The following is a 22781-nucleotide window of genomic DNA, read 5'->3' as shown; positions in this document are numbered from 1 at the left end:
GCAACGAGTGAAACTTTAGCATCCCGATCGGGGTGCTTGGAAATCCGCTCCCTGACTGGTCAGGGCGGGGGTTCCAGGGTGACCCGGGTCACTCGTTGGCCGCGCGCGGGCGGTCGCCGTCCTCGTACTGGTCGAAGAGCGGCGTGCGTCCGCGTTCCCGTGCCCGGCGGACGGCGGCCGCGGCGGACGCGCCGCCGCGCGAGCGGGTCCGGGTCTGCGGGCGGCCGTCCGCCGCCTTCTCCGCCTTCTCCCCGGACACCGGCTCCGGGTCGCGCGCCTCGCCCTCCGGTGCGTGGCCCGTCTCCTGCTCCGGCACGACCGCGCTGGACCGCGCCGAGCTCCAGGTGTCGGGCGCCCCGAGATCCACGTCGGAGGTGGCGCGCGGGGCGACGGGCGCGGTCACGTACGTCGGCAGCGGCACCGGTACCGGGTCCCAGCTGTCCCCGTGACCGGGCCTGCGCTGCCGCTCGCGCTGCTGGTCGACCCACTCGGCGTGGTCGGTCTGCTCGACGAGGGCGCGCCGGTCGGCGGCGAGCGCGGACAGGCCGGTGTCGGTCTCGGCGTTCTGGCCCTCCTCCGGTTCCTCGGCGCCCGGCCCCGCGTCGAGAGGCGCGCGCCGGCGCGGCTGACGCTCGCGCAGGCGCTGGGCGGCGGCCTCGGCGCGGCGCCGGTCCATCTGGTAGGCGAACCGGCGGCGCTCCTGCGCCCGCAGATAGGCGATGTACGCGCTGAGCATCACGGCGGGCACGGCGGGCGCCCAGAGGAAGGCGAGTCCCCCGACGGCGGCGACGATCGCGCCGAGGGTGAAGGCGAGGAAGAGCATCACGGTGGTGCGCCGACGGCGCGCGAGCACCTTCGAGCGCTGGGCACGTGCCGCCGCCGACTGCGCCGAGGGCGCGCTCCGTGCTGCCGGTTCACGCTGCTGGGCCGGTGGGGTCCCGGGCGCGGGGGCGGGCCGGGACGGCGGGACGCCGGCGTGGTCGCCTGCCTCTTCGGTGCCGCCGGGCGCCTCGGGCTCGGCCTCCGCGGCCACCTGACGGCGGGTCGGAGGCACGGCGAAGGCCCGGACGTCCACCGAGTCGGTGACGGCGTCCGGATCGACGGCGTCCGGCTCCCCCTCCTGGGCGGAGCGCGCCCGCAGGTCCCTGGCGTACCGGCGCTCCATACCCGCCCGTCCGGACAGCAGCCGGATGGCGGTGCTGAAGCGTTCCGTCGGACGGGCCTCGTTCAGCTCGTCCTGCCTACGGAGCCACATCGGCACCAAGTAGGCGGCCCAGGCCCCGACAATGACTGCGTAGATGAGGCCGCTGCTGCTCACGCTCACACCGTAGAGGGGTTTGCGTGAGGCCATCCGCCAATTGGGCCGGTGTGTCGCACGATCTGGCTCATATTTCCAGCATTTTTTGCGACCCTTGCGATCAGAGGACCACCGCAGCCGGGAATTCAGTGCCCCGAGACGGTCAACAGCCGATCATTTTCGAACATATATTCAATTCACTGGCTCTCGGTGCGCTGGCCCCCGCGAGAGCGGGCCCGCTTCCACCGCGTGAGCAACCCGTCGGGCACCTCTTCCGCGGTGAGCGCGAAGACGAGATGGTCGCGCCAGGCGCCGTCGATGTGCAGATAACGCGGCCGGAGCCCCTCCTCGCGGAATCCGAGTTTCTCCACCACCCGCCGGCTCGGCCGGTTCTCGGGGCGAATGCAGACCTCGATGCGGTGCAGGCCGACGGTGCGGAAACAGTGGTCCACCACGAGCGCCACGGCCGTCGGCATCACCCCGCGCCCGGCCACCGCCTCGTCCACCCAGTAGCCGACGTGCCCCGAGCACATCGACCCCCAGGTGATCCCGGCGACCGTCAACTGCCCGACCAGCTGCCCCTGGTACTCGATGACGAACGGCAGCATCCGGCCCGCGTTCGCCTCGGAGCGCAGGTGCCGGACCATCTGGCGGTAGGTCGGCCGGTGCGTTATCGGTCCGCTCGGCGTGGGCGGCGGGATGGTCGCCTCCCACGGGCGCAGCCAGTCGCGGTTGCGCCGGTTCACCTCGCGCCAGACCCGCTGGTCGCGCAGCCTTATCGGCCGGAGGACGACATCGCCGTCCGCCAGTACGACGGGCCAGGAAGGGCTGTTCAGCTCGCACCCCCCGTACCGCCGGGTCTCGGGTGGTCACCGCCGCGGATCTGGTCGACGGCGTGGGTCAGCAGGGGCTCCAGCACGGCGAGGCCGTCGCGCACCCCTCCGGTCGACCCGGGCAGGTTGACGATCAGCGTGCGCCCGGCCACTCCGGCCAGGCCCCGGGACAGCGCGGCGGTCGGCACCTTCTCCCGGCCGTACGCGCGGACGGCCTCCGCGATGCCCGGCACCTCGTGGTCGATCACCGCGCGGGTCGCCTCGGGGGTGCGGTCGGTGGGCGACAGGCCCGTGCCGCCGGTGGTGACGACGACGTCGTACCCGGCCGCCACGGCCGCCCGCAGCGCCGCCTCCACCGGATCCCCGTCCGGCACCACCTGCGGGCCGTCCACGGCGAACCCGAGGTCCTGCAGGCCCTTCACGATCAGCGGGCCGCCCTTGTCCTCGTAGACGCCGGCGGCGGCCCGGTTGGAGGCGGTGACGACCAGTGCGGCGTACGGCGCCCGCAGAGCGCCCCCGGTGCCGTCGTCGAAAGTCATGCCCTGCTCCAGTCGCCCGACTTGCCGCCCGTCTTCTCCTCCACCCGTACGTCCGTGATGACCGCCCCCTTGTCGACCGCCTTGACCATGTCGATCACGGTGAGCGCGGCGACCGTCACGGCCGTGAGGGCCTCCATCTCGACGCCCGTGCGGTCCGTGGTCTTCACGGTGGCCCGGATCTCCACGGCGTCGTCCGCGACCGACAGATCCAGTGTCACACCGGACACCGACAACGGGTGGCACAGGGGAATGAGATCCGGGGTGCGCTTGGCGCCCATGATCCCGGCGATCCGCGCGGTGGCCAGGGCGTCCCCCTTGGGCACGCCCTCGCCGCGGAGCAGCTCGACCACGCGTGGGGCGACGAGGACCCGGCCGCTGGCGCGGGCGGTGCGCGCGGTCACGTCCTTCCCCGACACGTCGACCATGCGGGCCGCGCCCGCCTCGTCGATGTGCGTCAGTCGGTCCTGCGCAGGGGCTCCGGGGGTCTCCCCCCGGGAAGGCTGGGTCATGGCTGCGGCGCTCCCGGTCCGGGCCCGGCGCGGTGCGGCGCGCGGGCCTGCTGTGCGCGACACGGTACCGCCAACCAGCGGGGCTCAGCCGAGCAGGACCACCTCGACCTCGCTGCCCGGCTCGACCGACTCCACGTCCTCTGGCACGACGATCAGCGCGTCCGCCTGCGCCAGCGCGGCGATCAGGTGGGAACCGGCACCGCCGACGGGGGTCGCCTCGCCGTCGGCGTACGTGCCGCGCAGGAACTGGCGGCGCCCCTTCGGCGAGCGCAGCGCGGCGTCGGCCTTGAGGGCGGCCCGCGCGCGGGGCCGGTGGAGGTCCGTGAGGCCCATCAGCGCGCGGATGGCGGGCCGGACGAACAGCTCGAAGGACACGTACGACGACACCGGATTGCCGGGCAGCGCCAGCAGCGGGGTGTGGTCCGGGCCGATGGATCCGAAGCCCTGGGGCTTGCCGGGCTGCATGGCGAGCTTGCGGAACTCGACGCCGCTGCCCGCCTCGTCCGCGTCCCCGGCGTACGACAGCGCCTCCTTGACGACGTCGTACGCCCCGACGCTGACCCCGCCCGTGGTCACCAGCAGGTCGGCGCGGATGAGCTGGTCCTCGATGGTGGAGCGGAGGGTCTCGGCGTCGTCGGCGACGGCGCCCACCCGGTAGGCGATGGCGCCCGCGTCCCGCGCGGCGGCGGTGAGGGCGAAGCTGTTGGAGTCGTAGATCTGCCCGCCGGCCAGCTGCTCGCCGGGCTGGACGAGTTCGCTGCCGGTGGACAGCACGACCACGCGCGGGCGCGGGCGCACCCGCACCGTGCCGCGGCCGATCGCGGCGAGCAGCGCGATCTGCGGCGGGCCGAGGATCGTCCCGGCCTCCAGGGCGAGGTCCCCGGCCTTCACGTCGCTGCCCTTGGCCCGCACGTGCGCGCGTGCCTCGGCCGGGCGGTACACGTGCACGTGCCCCTCGGCGCCCTCGGGGGCCAGGCTGCGCGCCCGCATGCCGCTGACCGGGCCCTCGCCCAGCCCGCCGTCGGTCCACTCGACGGGGACGACGGCCTCGGCACCGGGCGGCAGCGGCGCGCCGGTCATGATGCGCGCGGCCTGGCCGGGGCCGACCCGCACCAGGTCGGCCGCGCCGGCCGCGACGTCCCCGACGACCTCCAGGACGGCCGGGAACTCCTCCTCGGCGCCCGCCACGTCCGCGACCCGCACCGCGTACCCGTCCATGGAGCTGTTGTCGAACGGCGGCAGGGACACCGGCACCGTCACGTCCTCGACCAGGACGCAGCCCTGGGCGTCGAGCAGTTGCAGCTCGATGGGTTCGAGGGGGCGGACGGTCGAGAGGATGTCCTCCAGATGCTCGTCCACCGACCACAGGTCGTCCGGGCCGGCGGGGCGGGTCGCGGCGCTGCTCAAGACTGCTGCATCTCCTCGGCTACGTAACTGCGGAGCCAGGTCCGGAAGTCCGGGCCCAGGTCCTCACGTTCGCATGCGAGTCTGACAATGGCACGCAGGTAGTCGCCACGGTCGCCGGTGTCATAGCGGCGGCCCTCGAAGACGACGCCGTGCACCGGGCCGCCGACCTTCTCGTCCTGCGCGAGCTGCTGGAGGGCGTCGGTGAGCTGGATCTCGCCGCCGCGGCCCGGCTCGGTCTTGCGCAGTATGTCGAAGACGTGCGGGTCGAGGACGTAGCGGCCGATGATCGCATAGTTCGACGGGGCGTCCGCCGGGTCCGGCTTCTCGACCAGTCCCGTCACCTTGACCACGTCACCGTCGGCGGTGGCCTCCACGGCCGCGCAGCCGTAGAGGTGGATCTGCTCGGGCGCGACCTCCATCAGGGCGACCACGCTGCCGCCGTGCCGCTCCTGGATCTCGATCATGCGCGCGAGCAGCGGGTCCCGCGGGTCGATCAGGTCGTCACCGAGGAGGACGGCGAAGGGCTCGTGGCCGACGTGCGGGGCGGCGCACAGCACGGCGTGCCCGAGGCCCCTGGGGTCGCCCTGGCGCACGTAGTGCATGGTGGCCAGGTCGCTGGACTCCTGCACCTTGGCGAGCCGTTCGGCGTCGCCCTTCTTCTCCAGCGCCGATTCCAGCTCGTAGTTGCGGTCGAAGTGGTCCTCGAGAGGACGCTTGTTGCGCCCGGTGATCATCAGGACGTCGTCGAGCCCCGCCGACACGGCCTCCTCGACCACGTACTGGATCGCCGGCTTGTCGACGACCGGCAGCATCTCCTTGGGAGTGGCTTTGGTAGCCGGCAGGAACCGGGTGCCGAGGCCGGCCGCGGGAATGACAGCCTTGCTGATCCTGGGGTGGGACTGAGTCATGCCCGCAACCTTATCCGGTGCCTTTGTGGGGATTCTGTGGCTCCGGTTGCTTGACCCTTATATGGCCTGCATTGAAGAAAGGGCGCGAGGACGACCAGTGGAACACGACGGACGTACGGGCGAGCCTGACAAGCGCGCGTTGCGCCGAGAGCTCCTCGCGGTGAGGAACAGGTTGACGGCGGATGACGTCCGCGTGGCGGGCCGCGCGCTGGCGGAGCGCGCCCTGGACCTGCCCGAACTGGCGGGTGCCCGCACGGTGGCGGCGTACGTCTCCGTGGGCGGCGAACCCGGCACGCTCGCACTGCTGGACGCGCTGCGCGCGCGGGGCGTGCGCGTCCTGCTCCCCGCGCTGCTGCCCGACAACGACCTGGACTGGGGCGAGTACGCCGGCCCGGACTCCCTCGCCCGGGTGCGGCACGGCGGCAAGATGGCGCTTTTCGAACCCTCCGGTCCGCGTCTCGGCCCGGACGCCGTGACGGACGCGGACGTGGTCCTGCTGCCCGGGCTCGCGGTGGACGCGCGCGGGATGCGCCTGGGGCGCGGTGGGGGGTCGTACGACCGGGTGCTGGCCCGGCTGGAGCGCGCGGGCGCGCGCCCCCGGCTCGTGGTGCTGCTGTACGACACGGAGGTCGTCGCGCGTGTCCCGGCGGAGGCGCACGACAAGCCGGTGCACGCGGTGGTCACACCGTCGGGAGTGCGCCGCTTCCCGCACGGCTGACCCCCCTCGACGCGGAACGGCCCTCCACGCGCGCGTGGAGGGCCGTTCCGGTGCTCTGTACCGGCGGTCAGGGCTTGAGGACGAGGGTGTCGCTCGTGCTCTTGTCCACCGCCTTGCCCGAGAACGACCAGGGCAGCAGCTCGCCCTTGGCCCACTTGCCCGTCTGGTCCGTGTAGTGCGCGTTGAAGGCGTGCCCGGAGGCGCCGCTCAGGTTGATCCACTTGGACTTGTCGAGGTCGGCGAGGTTGACGACCATCCGCATGGACGGCACCCAGACCACGTTGTAGCCGCCGGCGGCGTTCCAGCCGGTCGCGTTCACCGTCGACTCGCCGCCGCTGAGCTTCCAGGGGCCGCGGTTGAGCAGGTACTGCAGGGCCTTGGGGCCCTCGGTGCCGAGGGTCTGGTTCTTCAGGAACAGCCGGTGCAGACGGCCCCAGCTCCAGGTGTCGATGTCCTTGCCGAGCTTGGCGGTCAGCTCCCAGCGGGCGTCGATCATGGCGCGGGCGAAGAGCTGGTCACGGTTCTCGGCGCCGGGGCGGGTGCCCGACTTGGGCGTCTTCCACCAGTCGCTGTCCGGCTTGTCCATCAGGGTGCGCACCACCTCGAACCAGCGGTCGCCGCCGTCGGGCTGCGCCTGGTCAGCGTCGCGCTGGCCGCACTCGCGCACCTTGGTGTCGTCGTCCACCGGGCCGGTGCTGTCGATCTTGTCGACCCACAGGCACTGTCCCTTGACGCGCAGCTCCTTGGGGAGCTTGTTGCCGAAGGCGAGCTTGAGGATGTTGCGCCAGACGGCGTTGAAGTACGCGGCCGCCGCGGAGTCGGCGTCCTGGGTGTAGTCCCAGCCCTCCAGCAGCTTCTGCGCCTGGCGGACGTCCGGGTCGTCCAGGTTGATCTTCAGCAGCTTGGGCACCAGGAGCTTGGCGATCTCGCTGCTGTTGTCGAGCTGCATCTGCCGCATGTCGTCGGTGGAGACCTTGCCGCCGTCCTTGATCTTGGACTCGATCAGGTCGGTGATGCGCTGGCTGCGGGTGCCGTAGCCCCAGTCGGTGGTGAGGGTGTACGGGTACTTGTCCGGGTCGACCACGGCCTGGTTGGCGGTGACGATGTAGCCGCGCTCCGGGTCGTACTCGTAGGGCAGTTCGTCCTGCTTGATGAAGCCCTTCCAGCGGTACTTCGAGTCCCAGCCCGGCACCGGGACGGCGCCGGAGTCCTTGGCGGAGCGGGTGGGGATCTTGCCCGGCAGCGTGTAGCCGATGTGGTTGTCCGTGCTGGCGTAGATCAGGTTCTGCGAGGGCACGTCGAACAGGGCCGCCGCCGCGCGGAAGTCGCTCCAGTCGCCGGCCTTGTCGAGGGCGAACACGGCGTCCATGGTCGTGCCCGGGTCGAGCGCGGTCCACCGCAGGGCGATGCCGTAGCCGTCGCCGCGGTCGGGGGCGGCGGAGTTCACGGTGGCCTTCTTGCCGACCTGGACGAGTTCGTCGTCACGGTCGGACAGCAGCGGCATCCCGTCCTGGGTCTGCCGGACGACGATCGTCTTGGCGGCGCCCCCGGCGACCTTGATGGTCTCCTCGCGGGTCTTGAACGGCCGGACCTTGCCGTCGTACAGATAGCCGTTCGCGCTCACCTTCTCCAGGTAGAGGTCGGTGACGTCGACCCCGGAGTTGGTCAGGCCCCAGGCGATCTTCCCGTTGTGGCCGATGATCACACCGGGCATGCCGGCGAACGTGTAGCCGGTGACGTCGTACTGGCACTTGCTGGAGACGGTCCGGCAGTGCAGGCCCATCTGGTACCAGACGGACGGCAGGGACGCCGACAGGTGCGGGTCGTTGGCGAGCAGCGGCTTGCCGGTGATGGTGTACTTCCCGGCCACCACCCAGGAGTTGGAGCCGATGCCCTGGCCGTTCACGCCGACGGCCGTGGGCAGATCGTCCAGGACGCTGTAGAGGCCGTCCAGCTGGCTCGTGAGCCCCGAACCGGTCCCGGCCGAGGTGGAGGAGCCGGTCGTGCCCGTGGTGCCCTGAGAAGAGCCCGTGGCGCCGCCGGTCGTGCCCTGGGTGCCCGTCGTGCCCGTGGCGCCGCCGGTCGTACCGGTGGTGCCGGTCGTGCCCGTGGTGCCGGTCGTGCCCGTGGTGGAGCCTGTCGCGCCGCTCTGCCGGAAGGCCTCGGTCAGCTCGTCGTACTGGCCCTCCTGGACGATCGGCTTGTTGCGGCCGTAGGGGTACGCCGGGTACAGGTCCTGGATCTGCTGCGGGCCGAGGCGGCTGGTCATGAGGGCGCGGTCGATCTCGTCCTGCATGTTGCCGCGCAGGTCCCATGCCATCGCCTTCAGCCACGAGACGGAGTCGACCGGGGTCCACTTCTCGGGCTTGTAGTCGTTGGTGAAGCCCAGGGCCGCGTACTCCAGGGAGATGTCCTTGCCGTCCTTGCCCTGGAGGTAGGCGTTGACCCCCTTGGCGTAGGCCTGGAGGTACTTCTTGCCGGCGGCCGACAGCTTGGTGTCGTACTCCTGCTGCGCGATCCGGTCCCAGCCGAGGGTGCGCAGGAACTCGTCGTTCTTGACCTGGCTCTTGCCGAACATCTCCGACAGGCGCCCGGAGGTCATGTGCCGGCGCACGTCCATCTCGTAGAACCGGTCCTGCGCCTGGACGTAACCCTGCGCCATGAACAGGTCCTCGTCCGAGGAGGCGTAGATCTGCGGAATGCCGTAGCCGTCCCGCTTGACGTCGACCGGCCCGGACAGGCCGTCGAGCTTGATCGAACCGGTGGTCTGCGGGAAGGAGGCGCGGACGGTGCTGATCGACCAGTACGCCCCGTAGGCGATGCCTCCGATGATGGCCAGGACCAGCACCAGCACGAGGAGTCGGGCTTTGCGCCCCTTCTTCCTGCCGGACTTGACGGACGTGGCACCGGTTGCGGCGGTGTCACCCGTGGTGGCGGTGGTGTTGGGGGGCATCGCTGTCCTTGCTGTCCTAACGCGAGCGGCAGGTCGGGCTGTGACTTTGAATGAGCGCTGGAGCAACCATAGGCGCAGGGCCCTGTCCCGCTTGACGCGGAGTCGGGAACCAGCGCGCACGAGCGTTCGATCTTGCCTCGCCGAACGTCAAGAAATCGTCAAGAGTTAGGTAAGGTAACGAAGTAACCGGAGATCCGTGGGCCAGATCTCGGAGGAGGAACGCCCCCTGACTGTTCACCACCTCAACCAGCTCCTGCTCGTCTGCTCCGTCGTCCTGCTCGTCGCCGTCGCGGCCGTCCGGGTCTCCTCCCGCAGCGGGCTCCCCAGCCTGCTCGTGTACCTGGGGATCGGCGTCCTCATGGGCCAGGACGGCATCGGCGACATCCAGTTCAACAGCGCCGCGCTGACCCAGGTCATGGGGTACGCGGCCCTGGTCGTGATCCTCGCCGAGGGCGGTCTGGGCACGAAGTGGAAGGAGGTCCGGCCGGTCCTGCCGGCCGCCTCCGTCCTGGCGACGGCGGGAGTCGCGATCAGCGTGGGCGTCACCGCCGCGGGCGCGCACTACCTGGTCGGGCTGGAGTGGCGGCAGGCGCTCATCATCGGGGCGGTGGTGTCGTCGACGGACGCGGCGGCGGTCTTCTCGGTCCTGCGGAAAATTCCCCTTCCCGCGCGCGTGACGGGCACGCTGGAGGCCGAGTCCGGCTTCAACGACGCCCCGGTGGTCATCCTGGTCGTCGCCTTCTCCACCGCCGGCCCGGTCGAGCACTGGTACCTGCTGCTCGGCGAGATAGCCCTGGAGCTGGCCATCGGCGCGGCCATGGGTCTCGCGGTGGGCTGGTTCGGCTCCTGGGGGCTCCGGCACGTCGCGCTGCCCGCCTCCGGCCTCTACCCGATCGCCGTGATGGCCATCGCCGTCACGGCGTACGCCGCGGGCGCCCTGGCGCACGGCAGCGGCTTCCTCGCCGTCTACCTGGCCTCGATGATCCTCGGCAACGCCAGGCTCCCCCACTGGCCCGCCACCCGGGGCTTCGCCGAGGGGCTCGGCTGGATCGCCCAGATCGGCATGTTCGTCGTGCTCGGCCTGCTGGTCACCCCGCACGAACTGGGCGACGACATCGTGCCCGCGCTGGTCATCGGGCTGGTGCTGACCATGGTGGCCCGCCCGCTGAGCGTGGTGGCGAGCCTGGCGCCGTTCCGGGTGCCGCGGCCGGAGCGCATCCTGATGTCGTGGGCCGGGCTGCGCGGCGCCGTGCCCATCATCCTGGCGACCATCCCCATGGTGAACGGCGTCGCCGGCAGCCGCCGCATCTTCAACATCGTCTTCGTCCTGGTCGTCGTCTACACCCTGGTCCAGGGGCCGACGCTGCCCTGGCTGGCCCGCACGCTCCGGCTGGGCGAGAAGGGCGAGGCCGCCGACCTCGGCATCGAGTCGGCGCCCCTGGAGCGGCTCCAGGGCCACCTGCTGTCCGTCACCGTCCCCGAGGGCTCACGGATGCACGGCGTGGAGGTCAGCGAGCTGCGGCTGCCGCCCGGCGCGGCCGTCACCCTCGTCGTGCGCGAGGAGAAATCGTTCGTACCGCTGCCCTCGACCGTGCTGCGGCGCGGCGACGAGCTGCTGGTCGTCGCCACCGACCCGGTCCGCGACGCGGCGGAACGGCGGCTGCGCGCGGTCGCCCACGGCGGCAAGCTGGCGGGCTGGCTCGGCATGGACGGCGACCGCACGTGAGCCCTGCCGCAATCACAGGCGCGGTCTGCGACGATGCTCACTTTCACAGGGGCACAAGCCATGATCCCTGTAGTATGAAGGCACCCTGATCGAACCAACTCTGCCTGATGCAGAGCTGGCGCGACCGTATGGCGGCCGGAACACCCTCCGCGGAGGCACCGGTATCTACCGCAGTTCCGCGCAAGAGGACAGCTCTCGGCGCCCCCGCACGGGCGCGCTACCAGGCGGAAGAAAGGCACGGGCCGTGGAGTCCACGGTCACCACCGAGCCGGCGGAGAACCCGTCGACGTCGTCCCGCCCCGGATACGGACAGCTGCTGCGCACCCGCGGCGCCTGGACGTTCCTGCTCCCCGGCTTCGCCGCGCGCCAGCCGTTCGCGATGCTCACCCTCTCGATCGTGCTGCTCGTCCAGCACACCACCGGCTCGTACGGCGCCGCGGGCGCCACCGCGGCGGCCACCGGCGTCTCCATGGCGCTGTTCGCGCCGTACAGCGGCCGCCTCGCCGACCGCTACGGCCAGCGGGCCGTACTGATCCCCGGCGTCCTGGTGCACACGCTCTCCGGCCTCACCCTGACGGCGCTCGCGCTGGCGCACGCGCCCCTGTGGGTGCTGTTCCTGGCCGCCGTCCCGACCGGCGCCTCCGTACCGCAGGTCGGCCCGATGGTGCGGGCGCGCTGGGGTGTGAAGCTCCAGGGCTCGCCCCTGATGACCACGGCGGCGGCGTTCGAGTCGGTCACGGACGAGCTGACCTTCGTCGTCGGCCCCCTGCTGGCGACCGCGCTGTGCACGGCCGTGACACCGGCCGCGGGCCTGGTCACGGAGGCCGGGCTGACCCTCGTCGGCGGTCTGCTCTTCGCCGCGCGCAAGAGCACGCAGCCGGCGGTGTCCCGGGAGAGCGGGCACGCGCGCGTGAAGCACGCCTCCGCCCTGCGCATCCCGGGCGTGCGCGTGCTGGTCGTCACCTTCCTCGGCATCGGTTCGGTCTTCGGCGGCATGCAGGTGTCGCTCGCGGCCTTCTCCGAGTCGATCGGCGAGCCCGGCCTGAACGGCGTCCTGTACGGCGTCTTCGCCGCCGGCAACATGCTGTCCGGCATCGTCTGCGGCGCGGTCGCCTGGAAGGCGGCTCCGCAGAAGCGCCTCGTGATCGGTTACACGGCGCTCGCGGTGGCGGCGTCCGCCCTGTGGACGGCGCACTCGGTGCTGCTGCTCGCCGCGCTCGGCCTGCTGGTCGGCATGTGCATCGCCCCGGCGCTGATCACCGGCTACACGCTGGTCGAAGGCCTGGTCCCGGCCGGTGCCCGGACCGAGGCCTTCACCTGGCTGACCGGCGCCGTCGCGCTCGGCCAGGCCGCCGCCGTCACGGTCGCGGGGCAGCTCGAGGACCGGCTGTGGGACGGCGCCGGGTTCCTGGTGCCGATGGTCGGCACCGTGCTCGCGCTGGCGACCCTGGTGACCCTCCGGTCACGGCTGGCCGCGCGGCTCGGGAACCGCACGGTCGCGCGTGGCGTCGGTCACCGCGTGCCCGTCGCGGTGGACTGATCCCCGGGAATACGTCACTATGGACCGTCGTTAGCACTCATTGAGTGAGAGTGCCAGGAGGAAGACAGTGCCGACCTACCAGTACCAGTGCACCGAGTGCGGCGAGGGCCTTGAGGCGGTGCAGAAGTTCACCGACGACGCCCTGACCGAGTGCCCCAACTGCAACGGCCGCCTGAAGAAGGTGTTCTCCGCGGTCGGCATCGTCTTCAAGGGCTCGGGCTTCTACCGCAACGACTCCCGCGGCTCCACGTCGAGCAGCACCCCGGCGTCGAAGCCGGCGGGCTCGTCGTCCGACACGAAGGCGTCCTCCTCGACGTCCTCGTCCTCTTCGAGCTCCGGCTCCGCCAGCAGCTCCGCCGCCTGACACCTCTCATCCGGACCCTGCCGTCGAGCGACGGCAGGGTCTTCGGCGTTCCCCGGCACCGGCTCCCCCGCGTCATCGCGGCCCGCTAGTGTGCTGGTCATGGCCAAAGCAGAGATCGGCGTAATCGGCGGTTCGGGTTTCTACTCCTTCCTTGACGACGTCACCGAGGTCCAGGTGGACACCCCCTACGGGGCACCCAGCGACTCGCTCTTCCTCGGGGAGATCGCCGGCCGGAAGGTCGCCTTCCTGCCCCGGCACGGCCGTGGCCACCATCTGCCCCCGCACCGCATCAACTACCGCGCCAACCTGTGGGCCCTGCGCTCGGTCGGCGTACGGCAGGTGCTCGGGCCGTGCGCGGTGGGCGGCCTGCGTCCCGAGTACGGGCCGGGCACCCTGCTCGTACCCGACCAGTTCGTCGACCGTACGAAGTCCCGGGCACAGACGTACTTCGACGGGCTGCCGCTGCCCGACGGCACCGTGCCGAACGTCGTGCACGTGTCCATGGCCGACCCCTACTGCCCCACCGGGCGTGCCGCCGCGCTGAAGGCCGCCCGCGGCCGGGACTGGGAGCCGGTGGACGGCGGCACGCTGGTCGTGGTCGAGGGGCCGCGCTTCTCGACGCGCGCCGAGTCGCTGTGGCACCAGGCCCAGGGCTGGTCGGTGGTGGGCATGACCGGCCATCCCGAGGCCGCGCTCGCCCGGGAGCTGGAGCTGTGTTACTCCTCGCTCACCCTGGTCACCGACCTCGACGCGGGCGCCGAGACCGGTGAGGGTGTCTCGCACGAGGAGGTGCTGCGCGTCTTCGCGGCCAACGTGGACCGGCTGCGCGCCGTGCTCTTCGACGCGGTGGCGGCCCTGCCGGAGACCGGCGAGCGGGACTGCCTGTGCGTGAACGCGCTGGGCGGGATGGACCCGGGGTTCGAGTTGCCGTAGCCGGGGAGACCGGGCGGGGGCGCTTGGCGGCGGCCCGGTTCCGCGGCGCGGAACTCCTCGTTCGGGTGGGCGGGTTATCCACAATCCGCCCGTGGTCCACCGGCCCCGGCGGGATCCGGCGCGAGGCGTCATCGTGGCAGCGCAAGCCGAACTCCTCGTCGCAGGCGGTGACTCCCATGCCCTCGCGCTCATCCTCACCCTCGTACGCATCCTCGCCCTCACCCTGGCCCTCGCTCCCGCTCCCGACATCCCCGTCCTCACCCTCGTTCTCCTCCACCCCGGCTCCGCCCTCGCTCTCTCCCGCTCGGTCCTCCTTCCCGCCCCCGCTGCGGCCCCCGCGTCCGCTGGGTACGGAGGCCCCGCCGACCCGGGAGGTGCCCTCGTTCGATCCGGTGCGGGTGGGCGGCGGGCGATACCGGCTGCAGCGGCTCCTACAGCATCGTGGGCGGGCCGTCGCGGCCGGGCTGGCGGTGACGGCGGCGGCGCTCGTGGCCGCGGGACCCCGGACCGGGGCGGAACCGCACGGCGCGGAGCGGGCCCACGGCCATCGGGTGGCAGAACCCGCACGGCCGCACCCGGCGGTCGAGGTGGTGACGGCCCCGGTGCGGATCGCCGACGCCGCCACGGTGCGCCTGCTCCACTCCGGTGACCGCGTCGACGTGATCGCCGCGGAGGACCCCTCGGCCGGGGCCGGCGTCCGGGTGCTGGCGCGCGGTGCGCGGGTGACGGAGGTACCGGAACCGGTCGGCGCGGCCGAGAGCGGTGCGCTGGTCGTGCTGTCGGTGCCGCGGCCCACGGCGGCCCGGCTGGTCGGCGCCAGCGCCACCGCGCGCCTGGCGGTGACGCTGTGCTGAGCCGGTGCGTACGCGTTCTCCGTGCCGTGGCCGAGGTGTGGGCAAGGGCCTCGATCCGGTTACGGAAGTGGACACGACCGCCGCAGCGTGCCGTAGGTTGCGGAGCATTTCGTTCCACACCCCGTGCACGCGAGGAGAGTCCCCCAAGTGAGCGTGAAGAAGGATCCGAGCGTCTGGCAGGGCTTCAAGGCCTTCCTGATGCGCGGCAACGTCGTCGACCTGGCGGTCGCGGTGGTCATCGGCGCGGCCTTCACGAACATCGTCAACGCGATCGTGAAGGGGATCATCAATCCGCTGGTCGGGGCGATCGGCACACAGAGCCTCGACAACTACAGCTCCTGTCTCAAGGACCCGTGCCGGGTGGCCGCGGACGGCACGGTCAAGAGCGGGGTGCCGATCATGTGGGGCTCCGTCCTCGGGTCCACGCTCAGCTTTCTGATCACCGCGGCGGTGGTGTACTTCCTGATGGTCCTGCCGATGTCGAAGTACCTGGCCCGGCAGGCGGCCCGGAAGGCGGCCCGGGAGGGCACGAAGGAAGTGGTCGAGGTGACCGAGCTGGAGGTGCTCAAGGAGATCCGCGACGCGCTGGTCGCGCAGCGCGGGGCCGGGCGCGACGAGCGCTAGCGGCGCCACCCGCGGACCGCTCGGGCCGCTCGGAGGTGGTGGCTCCGCCCGCGGACCGCTCAGAGGTGGTGGGGCGGCTTCTCGTCCAGGAAGCGCTTCAGGTCGGCGGCGCTGTCGCCGTCCGGGCGCTCGCCCCACCCGCGGTCGGTGTCGTCCGAGGACTGCTGGTCCAGCGGGTCGTCGAAGACCAGCGCGGGCTTCGGGTCGCGCGGCTCGGGTTCGCGGGCGGTGCTCATGCCTCCAGGGTACGGCTCCCGCCGAGCCCCCCTGCCTGGGGTTTTCGCAGGGCGTGCGGAGCCTCGCGCCCTTGTGAAAGGCTTCACAAGATTTCACGGCGGTTTTCTGCTGTGCTGGGAACCATGACGTCGAGTTCCACTCCCGCGCCCCCGGCGGGCGCACCGCACCCCTCCGGCCCCCTGCGACGGCTCACCGCCCGCGGACGTGACGAGGCACACCGCGTCGCCTCCTCGCTGGAGCTCTTCTTCGACCTGTGCTTCGTCGTGGCGGTCGCGCAGGCGGGCGTGCAGTTGGTGCACGCCGTGGCGGCGGGCCACGCGGGCGAGGGCATCCTCAACTACGCGATGCTCTTCTTCGCCATCTGGTGGGCGTGGATGAACTTCAGCTGGTTCGCCTCGGCGTACGACAACGACGACGCGCTCTACCGGGTCGTCACCCTGGTGCAGATCGCCGGCGTCCTGGTGCTGGCCGCCGGGATCTCCCGGGCCGCCACGCAGCACGACTTCTTCCTGGTCTGGCTCGGCTATGTGATCATGCGGCTGGCCATGGTCTGGCAGTGGCTGAGAGCCGCGAGATCGGCGCCGGGCGCGGAGCGGACCACGGCACTGCGGTACGCGTGCGGCGTGCTGCTGTGCCAGGTCGGCTGGCTCGGGCTGGTCGTGCTGCCGGAGCCGGCCCGGGCCTGGGTGTTCCTGGTGATGGTGGTCGCGGAACTGTGCGTGCCGCTGTACGCCGAGAAGGCCCAGGAGACCTCCTGGCACCCGCATCACATCGCCGAGCGGTACGGCCTGTTCACGATCATCGTGCTCGGCGAGACGATCGCCGCGGCCACGGTGGCGGTGAAGTCGGCCGTGGCCGAGCACAACGCGCTGGGCGAGCTGCTGCCCATCGCGGCGGGCGGGCTACTGGTCGTCTTCTCCGCGTGGTGGATCTACTTCGTGGTGCCCATCCACGGCCACCTGCGCTCCAGCCGGCGGGCGTTCGTCTGGGGCTACGGCCACTACCTGGTCTTCGCCTCGGCGGCGGCGATCGGCGCCGGCCTGGAGGTCGCCGTGGAACAGGCGGTCGGCAAGGCGCACATCTCCGTCCTGTCCGCCTCGGCCGCCGTCACCCTGCCGACGGCGCTGTACCTGCTGACCGTGTGGGCGCTGCACGCCCGGCACTTCAAGGCGGGCCTCGCCCAGCAACTGGTGCTGCCGGTCACGGCTCTGCTGGTGATCTGCTGCACCTTCCTGGGCGACTGGGCGGTGCTCGCGGCGGGGCTGGTGTCCGCGGCCTCGGTGGCCACCGGGGTGATCCTGACGGCGCGCACGGCCGGCCGGCGGCACGCGGCCGGCACCGCCGCCCCGGCCGGCTGACCTTCCGGGCGGCGCGCCGGACTGGGCCAGACTGGCGTCCATGACAGCTGACGCATTGACGGACGTCGCCGGGCTGCGCGTGGGGCACGCCACCCGTACCGGCGACGGGTGGCTCACCGGAACCACGGTCGTCCTCGCCCCCGTGGGCGGCGCGGTCGCGGCCGTGGACGTGCGCGGCGGCGGCCCCGGCACCAAGGAGACCGACGCGCTCGACCCGCGCAACGTGGTGCGGAAGGTCGACGCCGTCGTGCTGACCGGAGGCAGCGCGTACGGGCTCGACGCGGCCTCCGGGGTGATGGCCTGGCTGGAGGAGCGGGAGCGGGGCGTGCGGGTGGGGACGGATCCGGCGCACGTCGTGCCGGTGGTGCCCGCCGCGTGCGTCTTCGACCTGGGGCGCGGCGGGGACTTCCGGGCCCGTCCGGACGCGGGGACGGGACGCGCGGCGGTGGAGGCCGCGGCGGCCGGTGAGCCGGGGGCCCCGGTGGCGCAGGGGTGCGTCGGCGCGGGCACGGGCGCGGTCGCCGGGCGGCTCAAGGGCGGGGTGGGCACCGCGAGCACGGTGCTCGACTCGGGGATCACGGTGGCGGCGCTGGTGGTGGCGAACGCCGCCGGGTCGGTGCTGGATCCGGAAACGGGGGTGCTGTACGGGGAGTTGTTCCAGGGACGGGTGGAGTATCCGCAGGAGCGGGTGCACGAGGCCGCGTGCCGGCGCCTGGACGAGGCGGCCGCCGGAAACGGGCCGGCGCCGCTCAACACGACGCTGGCGGTGGTCGCGACGGACGCGGACCTCTCCAAGGCGCAGGCGCAGAAGCTGGCGGGTACGGCGCACGACGGGATCGCGCGGGCCGTACGGCCGGTGCACCTGCTGCACGACGGGGACACGGTGTTCACGCTGGCGACCGGCACGCACGCGCTGGACGCGCACCCCTTGGCGCTCAACGACATCCTCGCCGCCGGCGCGGACGTGGTGACACGCGCGATCGTCCGGGCGGTGCGCGCCGCCGAGTCGGTCGCCGGGCCGGGCGGAGTGTGGCCGTCGTACGGGGAGTTGTACGGGAAGGCGTAACGGTACGGCCCCGGGGGCGGGGTGGATTGTCGCGGTTCTGTCACGTGATGGCGTTGAAGGGAGACGGAGGGAACCTTCCCCGGCGTCGGTGCCCTCTTTCTCCACGCACTGGAACGGATCACGCACATCACACGAACTGGGAGCAGCCCGTGACAACGCCGGACATTGCAGCGCGGCGCGCACTGGGGGCCTGTGCCGCCCTGATGGTCGGCGCCCTCACCCTGACCGCCTGCGGCGGCAACGCCAAGGCGAGCGACGACGGCAAGGGGGGCAAGGACTCCCCGAAGACATCGACGGCGAAGATCGCGATCTCGGCCAAGGACGGTTCGACCGGGGCGTCCATCAACGCGACCGGGGTGAAGGTCAGCGACGGGAAGCTGACCGATGTGAAGATGACCGTGGCGGGGTCGGGGCAGACCGTGCCGGGGGCGATATCGGCGGACGGCCACACCTGGAAGCCGAAGGAGCAGCTGGAGCGCGGGACGAAGTACCAGATATCCGCGACCGCGAAGGACGCCGAGGGGCGCACGGCGGCGGCCAACTCCATCTTCACCACCGTCAACTCGGCGAACAGCTTCATCGGCACCTACACGCCGGACAACGGCACGACGGTCGGGGTGGGCATGCCGGTGTCGTTCACCTTCGACAAGTCGATCACCGACAAGAAGGCCGTGCAGTCGCACATCACGGTCAACACCACCAGCGGCCAGCAGGTGGTCGGGCACTGGTTCGGCGACCGGCGGCTCGACTTCCGCCCGCAGGAGTACTGGAAGGCCGGGTCCAAGGTCACGATGAACATCGACCTGGACGGGGTCCAGGGCGCCCAGGGCGTCTACGGCGTGCAGAAGAAGACGGTCTCCTTCACGATCGGCCGGTCGCAGGTCTCCACGGTCGACGCCCACACGCAGACCATGACGGTCGTCCGCGACGGCCAGACCGTCAAGACGGTGCCGATCTCGGCGGGCAGCCCGCAGCACACCACGTACAACGGGCAGATGGTGATCTCCGAGAAGTTCGTGCAGACCCGCATGAACGGCTCGACGGTCGGCTTCGGCGGGGAGTACGACATACCGGACGTGCCGCACGCGATGCGGCTGACGTCGTCGGGGACGTTCATCCACGGCAGCTACTGGTACAACAAGGGCAACCCGCCGTTCGGGCGGGAGGGCACCAGCCACGGCTGTGTCGGCCTCGCGGACGTGCAGGGGGCGCAGGGTGACACGCCTGCCAAGTGGTTCTACGACAACTCGCTCGTCGGCGACGTGGTGATCGTGAAGAACTCCCCCGACACGACGGTCGCCCCCGACAACGGCCTCAACGGCTGGAACATGTCGTGGAGCGCCTGGACCGCGGGAAGTGCCGTCTGAGCGGCGTGTTTTGACGGGACGGCGGGCCGCGCGGGAATTTTTCGCACGGCCCGCGCGTTTCCCCGGCGTACGTTTTCTCGGTTCCCGGACATGATGTCCGACCGAGGGGCTACGGTATGCACCCACAAGGTGACATGCAGCAACGCCGGGAGATGCCTTGAGCGTTCCGTACGAGACCGCAGCGTACGAACCAGCCGAGTCGCCCGAGTCTCCTGAGGAGCATCTCGCGCGGCTCCTCGGCCGTGCCCTGAACTCCTTCGAGCTGCCCGACGACGTCATAAGGCAGCTCGACTGCGCGCTGGCGCACGACAGTTCGCTGCATTCCGCGTACCACAGCGCGGGGCTGCACCGGGAGACGTACCGGCACACCTGGCTGCTCGCCGACGGCTCGGCGGTCACGCTGTGGGAGCTGGTGCACAACCCCACCCCGGGCAGCGCGCCGCAGCACGAGGTGTACGTCGACGAGGAGGAGGTGCAGACCGCCACGGCACGGCTCGGACTGCCCCCCGAGACGCAGGACTTCGAGCTGCCCGCGCTGATGCGGCTGTGGGCGATGCCCGAGCCCCGGCACGTGTTCGCCTCCGACGACTCGGCGGACCACGCGCGCCGGCTGCTGCGCCGTGCGGAGAACCCCGACCGGCCCGACGCGCACACGGCGGCACTGCTGGCGACGGCGACCGCGCACGAGATCACGCAGGCGTTCGGCCGCCCCGGGCGGGCCGGCCGGACCGGACTGAGCTACGCGCTGTACGAGCACGCCTTCCTGTTGCCGGACGGCACCGAGATCTCCCTGTGGGAGGTCGAGCACACGGCGACGCCCGACGGACGGCACATGTGCGAGGTCTACATGTCGGAGGACGCGGCCCGGGACGCGATGGAGCGGCGCGCGGCGCGGCAGGGCTGAGGGTCAGCCGTTGGCGAGGTGCCGTACCAGGCCCGCGAACGCGTCCTGTTCGGCCGGAGTCAGCTCGACGGACTCCCGGGAGGGGCCGACCCGCGTCTGGCTCGGCAGGGCCGGGAGCGGCGCGGTGGAGCGCCGGACGACGGTCCGGCGGCCAGCACGGCGCATCAGCCGCAGCAGAACGACGGCCCAGACGACGGCCGCCACGGCGAGGACGGCCACGCCGATGAGCTGGAGGGTCGGGGCGTGCTCAGGCATGCGTCCCAGTACACACCACGGTCCGGGACTTTGGTCCCGGACCGTGACGTATCTCGCAGGTGCCGTGAACAACTCACAGCGAACCAAAGGGACAAGGGGGGCCTGAGGGGTGAGGCGCGGCGCCCTCGGCGGGGACGCGGGGGTCAGGCCGCTATCGGCTGCTTGGCCTCCTTCGGCGCGGTGGCCGCCGGCGCGGCGGGATCGGTGGCCGTGGACCCGGGGACCGGCTTGCGCAGCCCCTTCAGGAGGACCACCAGGGCCGTGGTGACGCAGACGCCGGCCGCGATGGCCACCAGGTACAGGAACGGGTTGCCGATCAGCGGGACCACGAAGATGCCGCCGTGCGGGGCGCGGAGGGTGGCGCCGAAGGCCATCGACAGGGCGCCGGTGAGCGCACCGCCCACCATGGAGGACGGGATGACGCGCAGCGGGTCGGCCGCCGCGAACGGGATCGCGCCCTCGGAGATGAAGGAGGCGCCCAGCACCCAGGCGGCCTTGCCGTTCTCCCGCTCGGTCTGCGTGAACAGCCTGCCGCGCACGGTGGTGGCCAGGGCCATCGCCAGCGGCGGGACCATGCCGGCCGCCATCACCGCGGCCATGATCTTCATCGCGGAGTCGCTGGGATTGGCGACGGCGATGCCGGCGGTGGCGAAGGTGTAGGCGACCTTGTTGACCGGGCCGCCGAGGTCGAAGCACATCATCAGGCCGAGCAGGGCGCCCAGCAGGACGGCGTTGGTGCCGGTGAGGCCGTTCAGCCAGTCGGTCAGCCCCTTCTGGGCACTGGCGATGGGCTTGCCGATCACGACGAACATCAGGAAGCCGACGATCGCCGAGGAGATCAGCGGGATCACCACCACCGGCATGATGCCGCGCAGGGTCGGTGGGATCCGCACCTTCTGGATGCCCATCACCACGCCACCGGCGATCAGACCGGCCGCCAGGCCGCCGAGGAAGCCGGCGTTGATGGTGAGGGAGATCGCGCCTCCGACGAAGCCGGGGACCAGTCCGGGCCGGTCCGCCATGCCGTAGGCGATGTAGCCGGCCAGCACCGGGACGAGGAAGTCGAAGGCCACTTTGCCGATCTGGAACAGCAGCGCGCCCCAGCTGCCGGTCTGCGTCCACACGAAGTGGTCCATGACCGAGGGAGCCTTGTCGACCTGCCAGCCGCCGATCGCGAAGCCGAGGGCGATGAGGAGACCGCCCGCGGCGACGAACGGGACCATGTAGCTGACGCCGGACATCAGCCACTTGCGGAGCTTGGTGCCGTAGCCCTCGCTGGAGTCGCCCGCGCGCTCGACCGGCGTACCGGCCGACGCGTGCGCCGGCGTGCTCACCTCGCCGCGCGCGGCCTTCTCGCGGACCTGCGCGAGGAGTTCGGCGGGCCGGTTGATGCCCGCCTTCACGCCGACGTCCACGGTCGGCTTGCCGGCGAAGCGGTCCTTGTCGCGCACCGGGACGTCGTGCGCGAAGATCACGCCGTCCGCCGCCGCGATCACCGCCGGATCCAGCCGGTCGAACCCGGCCGAGCCCTGCGTCTCGACGACCACCTCGACGCCCGCCTCGCGGCCGGCGTTCTCCAGGGACTCGGCCGCCATGTAGGTGTGGGCGATACCGGTGGGGCAGGAGGTGACGGCGACGACACGGAAGGGACGCTCGCCGCTGTCGGTGCCGGCGGCCGCGGGGGTGGGCTCCGCGGCGGGCGGTGTGGTGTCCGCCGTGGCGGCGTGCGCCGGGGATTTTGCCCCCTCGGCGCCTTCCGGGCTCGCGCCCCCGGCGCTCGCGTCCGTGTCCGGCGTGTGCGCCGTCTTGCCCGCTGCGGCGCCGGTGGAGGCCGCCACCGGAGCCGCAGCGGTGTCTTCGGAGGTGTCCTCGGCGCTCTTGGCCGACGGCGCCTCGTCGCCCCGGATCAGCGCCGCCGCCGTCTCCGGGGCGCCCACCGCCCGCAGCGCGGAGGTGAACTCCGCGTTCATGAGCTGGCGGGCGAGGGAGGAGAGGATCGTGAGGTGGGCGTCGTCCGCGCCGGCGGGGGCCGCGATCAGGAAGATCAGGTCGGCCGGGCCGTCCGCGGCGCCGAAGTCGATGCCGGCGGCGCTACGGCCGAACGCGAGGGTCGGTTCGGTGACATGGGCGCTACGGCAGTGCGGGATGCCGATACCGCCGTCCAGGCCGGTCGGCATCTGGGCTTCCCGGGCGGCCACGTCGGCGAGGAAGCCCTCCAGGTCGGTCACCCGGCCCTGGGCCACCATGCGCTCGGCGAGGGCACGGGCCGCCGCTTCCTTGGTGTCGGCGGACAGGTCGAGATCGACCAGGTCCGCGGTGATCATGTCGCTCATCGCGGGCTCCTATGCACGCGTATCGCCCGGGGGGAGGGGTGGGCGGGGGTGGGGAC

General features: G+C 72.0%; 21 protein-coding genes. 11 read left to right on the top strand and 10 right to left on the bottom strand.

The genetic code is table 11. The features are described 5' to 3' along the window. Positions 1 to 88: 88 nt before the first annotated feature. The 6 genes from sepX to galU all read right to left on the bottom strand — a co-directional run bounded on the left by sepX (position 89) and on the right by galU (position 5493). On the bottom strand, positions 89 to 1318 hold the full coding sequence (gene sepX, locus OO52_RS10045; protein WP_030650402.1) for a divisome protein SepX/GlpR: 1230 nt from the start codon (positions 1316 to 1318) through the stop codon (positions 89 to 91). A 176-nt stretch (positions 1319 to 1494) separates the two neighbouring features. Then, positions 1495 to 2133, bottom strand: coding sequence for a GNAT family N-acetyltransferase (locus tag OO52_RS10040; RefSeq protein WP_078629640.1), 639 nt, complete (start codon positions 2131 to 2133; stop codon positions 1495 to 1497). Then, complete coding sequence (locus tag OO52_RS10035; protein WP_048910289.1) at positions 2130 to 2669, bottom strand: MogA/MoaB family molybdenum cofactor biosynthesis protein; 540 nt, start codon at positions 2667 to 2669, stop codon at positions 2130 to 2132. Before OO52_RS10035 ends, OO52_RS10040 begins: the two co-directional genes overlap by 4 nt. Then, complete coding sequence (gene moaC, locus OO52_RS10030; RefSeq protein WP_030650393.1) at positions 2666 to 3178, bottom strand: cyclic pyranopterin monophosphate synthase MoaC; 513 nt, start codon at positions 3176 to 3178, stop codon at positions 2666 to 2668. Before moaC ends, OO52_RS10035 begins: the two co-directional genes overlap by 4 nt. Before the next feature lie 84 nt (positions 3179 to 3262). Continuing rightward, complete coding sequence (gene glp, locus OO52_RS10025) at positions 3263 to 4585, bottom strand: molybdotransferase-like divisome protein Glp (protein ID WP_030650391.1); 1323 nt, start codon at positions 4583 to 4585, stop codon at positions 3263 to 3265. Next, on the bottom strand, positions 4582 to 5493 hold the full coding sequence (galU, locus tag OO52_RS10020) for a UTP--glucose-1-phosphate uridylyltransferase GalU (RefSeq protein ID WP_030650388.1): 912 nt from the start codon (positions 5491 to 5493) through the stop codon (positions 4582 to 4584). The genes glp and galU overlap by 4 nt, the downstream gene beginning before the upstream one ends. A gap of 97 nt (positions 5494 to 5590) precedes the next feature. On the opposite strand from galU, the gene OO52_RS10015 reads away from it, so the two are divergent. Further along, positions 5591 to 6211, top strand: coding sequence for a 5-formyltetrahydrofolate cyclo-ligase (locus OO52_RS10015; RefSeq protein WP_078876746.1), 621 nt, complete (start codon positions 5591 to 5593; stop codon positions 6209 to 6211). A gap of 67 nt (positions 6212 to 6278) precedes the next feature. On the opposite strand, the gene OO52_RS10010 is transcribed toward OO52_RS10015, so the two are convergent. Continuing rightward, positions 6279 to 9164 (bottom strand): penicillin acylase family protein, encoded by a 2886-nt coding sequence (locus OO52_RS10010; RefSeq protein WP_030650382.1) that lies wholly within the window; start codon positions 9162 to 9164, stop codon positions 6279 to 6281. A gap of 196 nt (positions 9165 to 9360) precedes the next feature. On the opposite strand from OO52_RS10010, the gene OO52_RS10005 reads away from it, so the two are divergent. From OO52_RS10005 to mscL, 6 genes are all read left to right on the top strand, one after another. Next, positions 9361 to 10890, top strand: a complete 1530-nt coding sequence (locus OO52_RS10005; protein WP_030650379.1) for a potassium/proton antiporter — start codon at positions 9361 to 9363, stop codon at positions 10888 to 10890. 244 nt (positions 10891 to 11134) lie between these two features. After that, positions 11135 to 12430 (top strand): MFS transporter, encoded by a 1296-nt coding sequence (locus tag OO52_RS10000; protein ID WP_030650376.1) that lies wholly within the window; start codon positions 11135 to 11137, stop codon positions 12428 to 12430. A 67-nt stretch (positions 12431 to 12497) separates the two neighbouring features. Then, a complete protein-coding gene (locus tag OO52_RS09995; protein WP_030650373.1) occupies positions 12498 to 12794 on the top strand; it encodes an FmdB family zinc ribbon protein in 297 nt (98 codons plus the stop codon). 99 nt (positions 12795 to 12893) lie between these two features. Further along, the gene (locus OO52_RS09990; RefSeq protein ID WP_030650370.1) at positions 12894 to 13727 is read left to right on the top strand and encodes an S-methyl-5'-thioadenosine phosphorylase; all 834 of its coding nucleotides are present in this window, start codon (positions 12894 to 12896) and stop codon (positions 13725 to 13727) included. A gap of 176 nt (positions 13728 to 13903) precedes the next feature. Further along, positions 13904 to 14581, top strand: a complete 678-nt coding sequence (locus OO52_RS09985; RefSeq protein WP_234337769.1) for a hypothetical protein — start codon at positions 13904 to 13906, stop codon at positions 14579 to 14581. A gap of 147 nt (positions 14582 to 14728) precedes the next feature. Further along, entirely contained in the window at positions 14729 to 15205 is a 477-nt protein-coding gene (gene mscL, locus OO52_RS09980) for a large conductance mechanosensitive channel protein MscL (protein ID WP_030650365.1), read from the top strand. A 59-nt stretch (positions 15206 to 15264) separates the two neighbouring features. Here mscL and OO52_RS49535 read toward each other — a convergent pair whose 3' ends face one another. After that, positions 15265 to 15441 carry a hypothetical protein gene (locus tag OO52_RS49535; RefSeq protein WP_014673258.1) on the bottom strand — a complete coding sequence of 59 codons (177 nt, stop codon included), beginning with the start codon at positions 15439 to 15441 and terminating at the stop codon, positions 15265 to 15267. Positions 15442 to 15564: 123 nt separating this feature from the next. Between OO52_RS49535 and OO52_RS09975 the strand changes: the two genes are divergently transcribed. The 4 genes from OO52_RS09975 to OO52_RS09960 all read left to right on the top strand — a co-directional run bounded on the left by OO52_RS09975 (position 15565) and on the right by OO52_RS09960 (position 20137). Then, positions 15565 to 16800 (top strand): low temperature requirement protein A, encoded by a 1236-nt coding sequence (locus tag OO52_RS09975; RefSeq protein WP_030650362.1) that lies wholly within the window; start codon positions 15565 to 15567, stop codon positions 16798 to 16800. 40 nt (positions 16801 to 16840) lie between these two features. Continuing rightward, entirely contained in the window at positions 16841 to 17866 is a 1026-nt protein-coding gene (locus tag OO52_RS09970) for a P1 family peptidase (protein ID WP_030650361.1), read from the top strand. Positions 17867 to 18069: 203 nt separating this feature from the next. After that, a complete protein-coding gene (locus OO52_RS09965; RefSeq protein ID WP_030650357.1) occupies positions 18070 to 19233 on the top strand; it encodes a L,D-transpeptidase in 1164 nt (387 codons plus the stop codon). 157 nt (positions 19234 to 19390) lie between these two features. Beyond that, entirely contained in the window at positions 19391 to 20137 is a 747-nt protein-coding gene (locus OO52_RS09960) for a DUF6227 family protein (RefSeq protein ID WP_030650354.1), read from the top strand. A 3-nt stretch (positions 20138 to 20140) separates the two neighbouring features. Here OO52_RS09960 and OO52_RS09955 read toward each other — a convergent pair whose 3' ends face one another. Both OO52_RS09955 and OO52_RS09950 read right to left on the bottom strand, forming a co-directional pair. After that, the gene (locus OO52_RS09955) at positions 20141 to 20392 is read right to left on the bottom strand and encodes a hypothetical protein (protein ID WP_030650352.1); all 252 of its coding nucleotides are present in this window, start codon (positions 20390 to 20392) and stop codon (positions 20141 to 20143) included. 143 nt (positions 20393 to 20535) lie between these two features. Further along, entirely contained in the window at positions 20536 to 22725 is a 2190-nt protein-coding gene (locus tag OO52_RS09950; RefSeq protein WP_030650351.1) for a fructose-specific PTS transporter subunit EIIC, read from the bottom strand. Positions 22726 to 22781: the final 56 nt, after the last annotated feature.

Origin of the sequence: Streptomyces flaveolus (assembly GCF_000716535.1) — a bacterium.
GTDB lineage: Bacteria > Actinomycetota > Actinomycetes > Streptomycetales > Streptomycetaceae > Streptomyces > Streptomyces flaveolus_A.
Note: the sequence above shows the minus strand (reverse complement) of the source record. Positions and strands in the feature narration are given on the sequence as shown.

What these genes read in the sequence shown, in the direction of transcription:
- OO52_RS10035 (WP_048910289.1), bottom strand. Translation starts at nt 2,669, where the DNA reads ATGACTTTCGACGACGGCACCGGGGGCGCTCTGCGGGCGCCGTACGCC.
- moaC (WP_030650393.1), bottom strand. Translation starts at nt 3,178, where the DNA reads ATGACCCAGCCTTCCCGGGGGGAGACCCCCGGAGCCCCTGCGCAGGAC.
- galU (WP_030650388.1), bottom strand. Translation starts at nt 5,493, where the DNA reads ATGACTCAGTCCCACCCCAGGATCAGCAAGGCTGTCATTCCCGCGGCC.
- OO52_RS10010 (WP_030650382.1), bottom strand. Translation starts at nt 9,164, where the DNA reads ATGCCCCCCAACACCACCGCCACCACGGGTGACACCGCCGCAACCGGT.
- OO52_RS09990 (WP_030650370.1), top strand. Translation starts at nt 12,894, where the DNA reads ATGGCCAAAGCAGAGATCGGCGTAATCGGCGGTTCGGGTTTCTACTCC.
- OO52_RS09985 (WP_234337769.1), top strand. Translation starts at nt 13,904, where the DNA reads ATGCCCTCGCGCTCATCCTCACCCTCGTACGCATCCTCGCCCTCACCC.
- OO52_RS49535 (WP_014673258.1), bottom strand. Translation starts at nt 15,441, where the DNA reads ATGAGCACCGCCCGCGAACCCGAGCCGCGCGACCCGAAGCCCGCGCTG.
- OO52_RS09975 (WP_030650362.1), top strand. Translation starts at nt 15,565, where the DNA reads ATGACGTCGAGTTCCACTCCCGCGCCCCCGGCGGGCGCACCGCACCCC.
- OO52_RS09970 (WP_030650361.1), top strand. Translation starts at nt 16,841, where the DNA reads ATGACAGCTGACGCATTGACGGACGTCGCCGGGCTGCGCGTGGGGCAC.
- OO52_RS09965 (WP_030650357.1), top strand. Translation starts at nt 18,070, where the DNA reads ATGGTCGGCGCCCTCACCCTGACCGCCTGCGGCGGCAACGCCAAGGCG.
- OO52_RS09955 (WP_030650352.1), bottom strand. Translation starts at nt 20,392, where the DNA reads ATGCCTGAGCACGCCCCGACCCTCCAGCTCATCGGCGTGGCCGTCCTC.
- OO52_RS09950 (WP_030650351.1), bottom strand. Translation starts at nt 22,725, where the DNA reads ATGAGCGACATGATCACCGCGGACCTGGTCGATCTCGACCTGTCCGCC.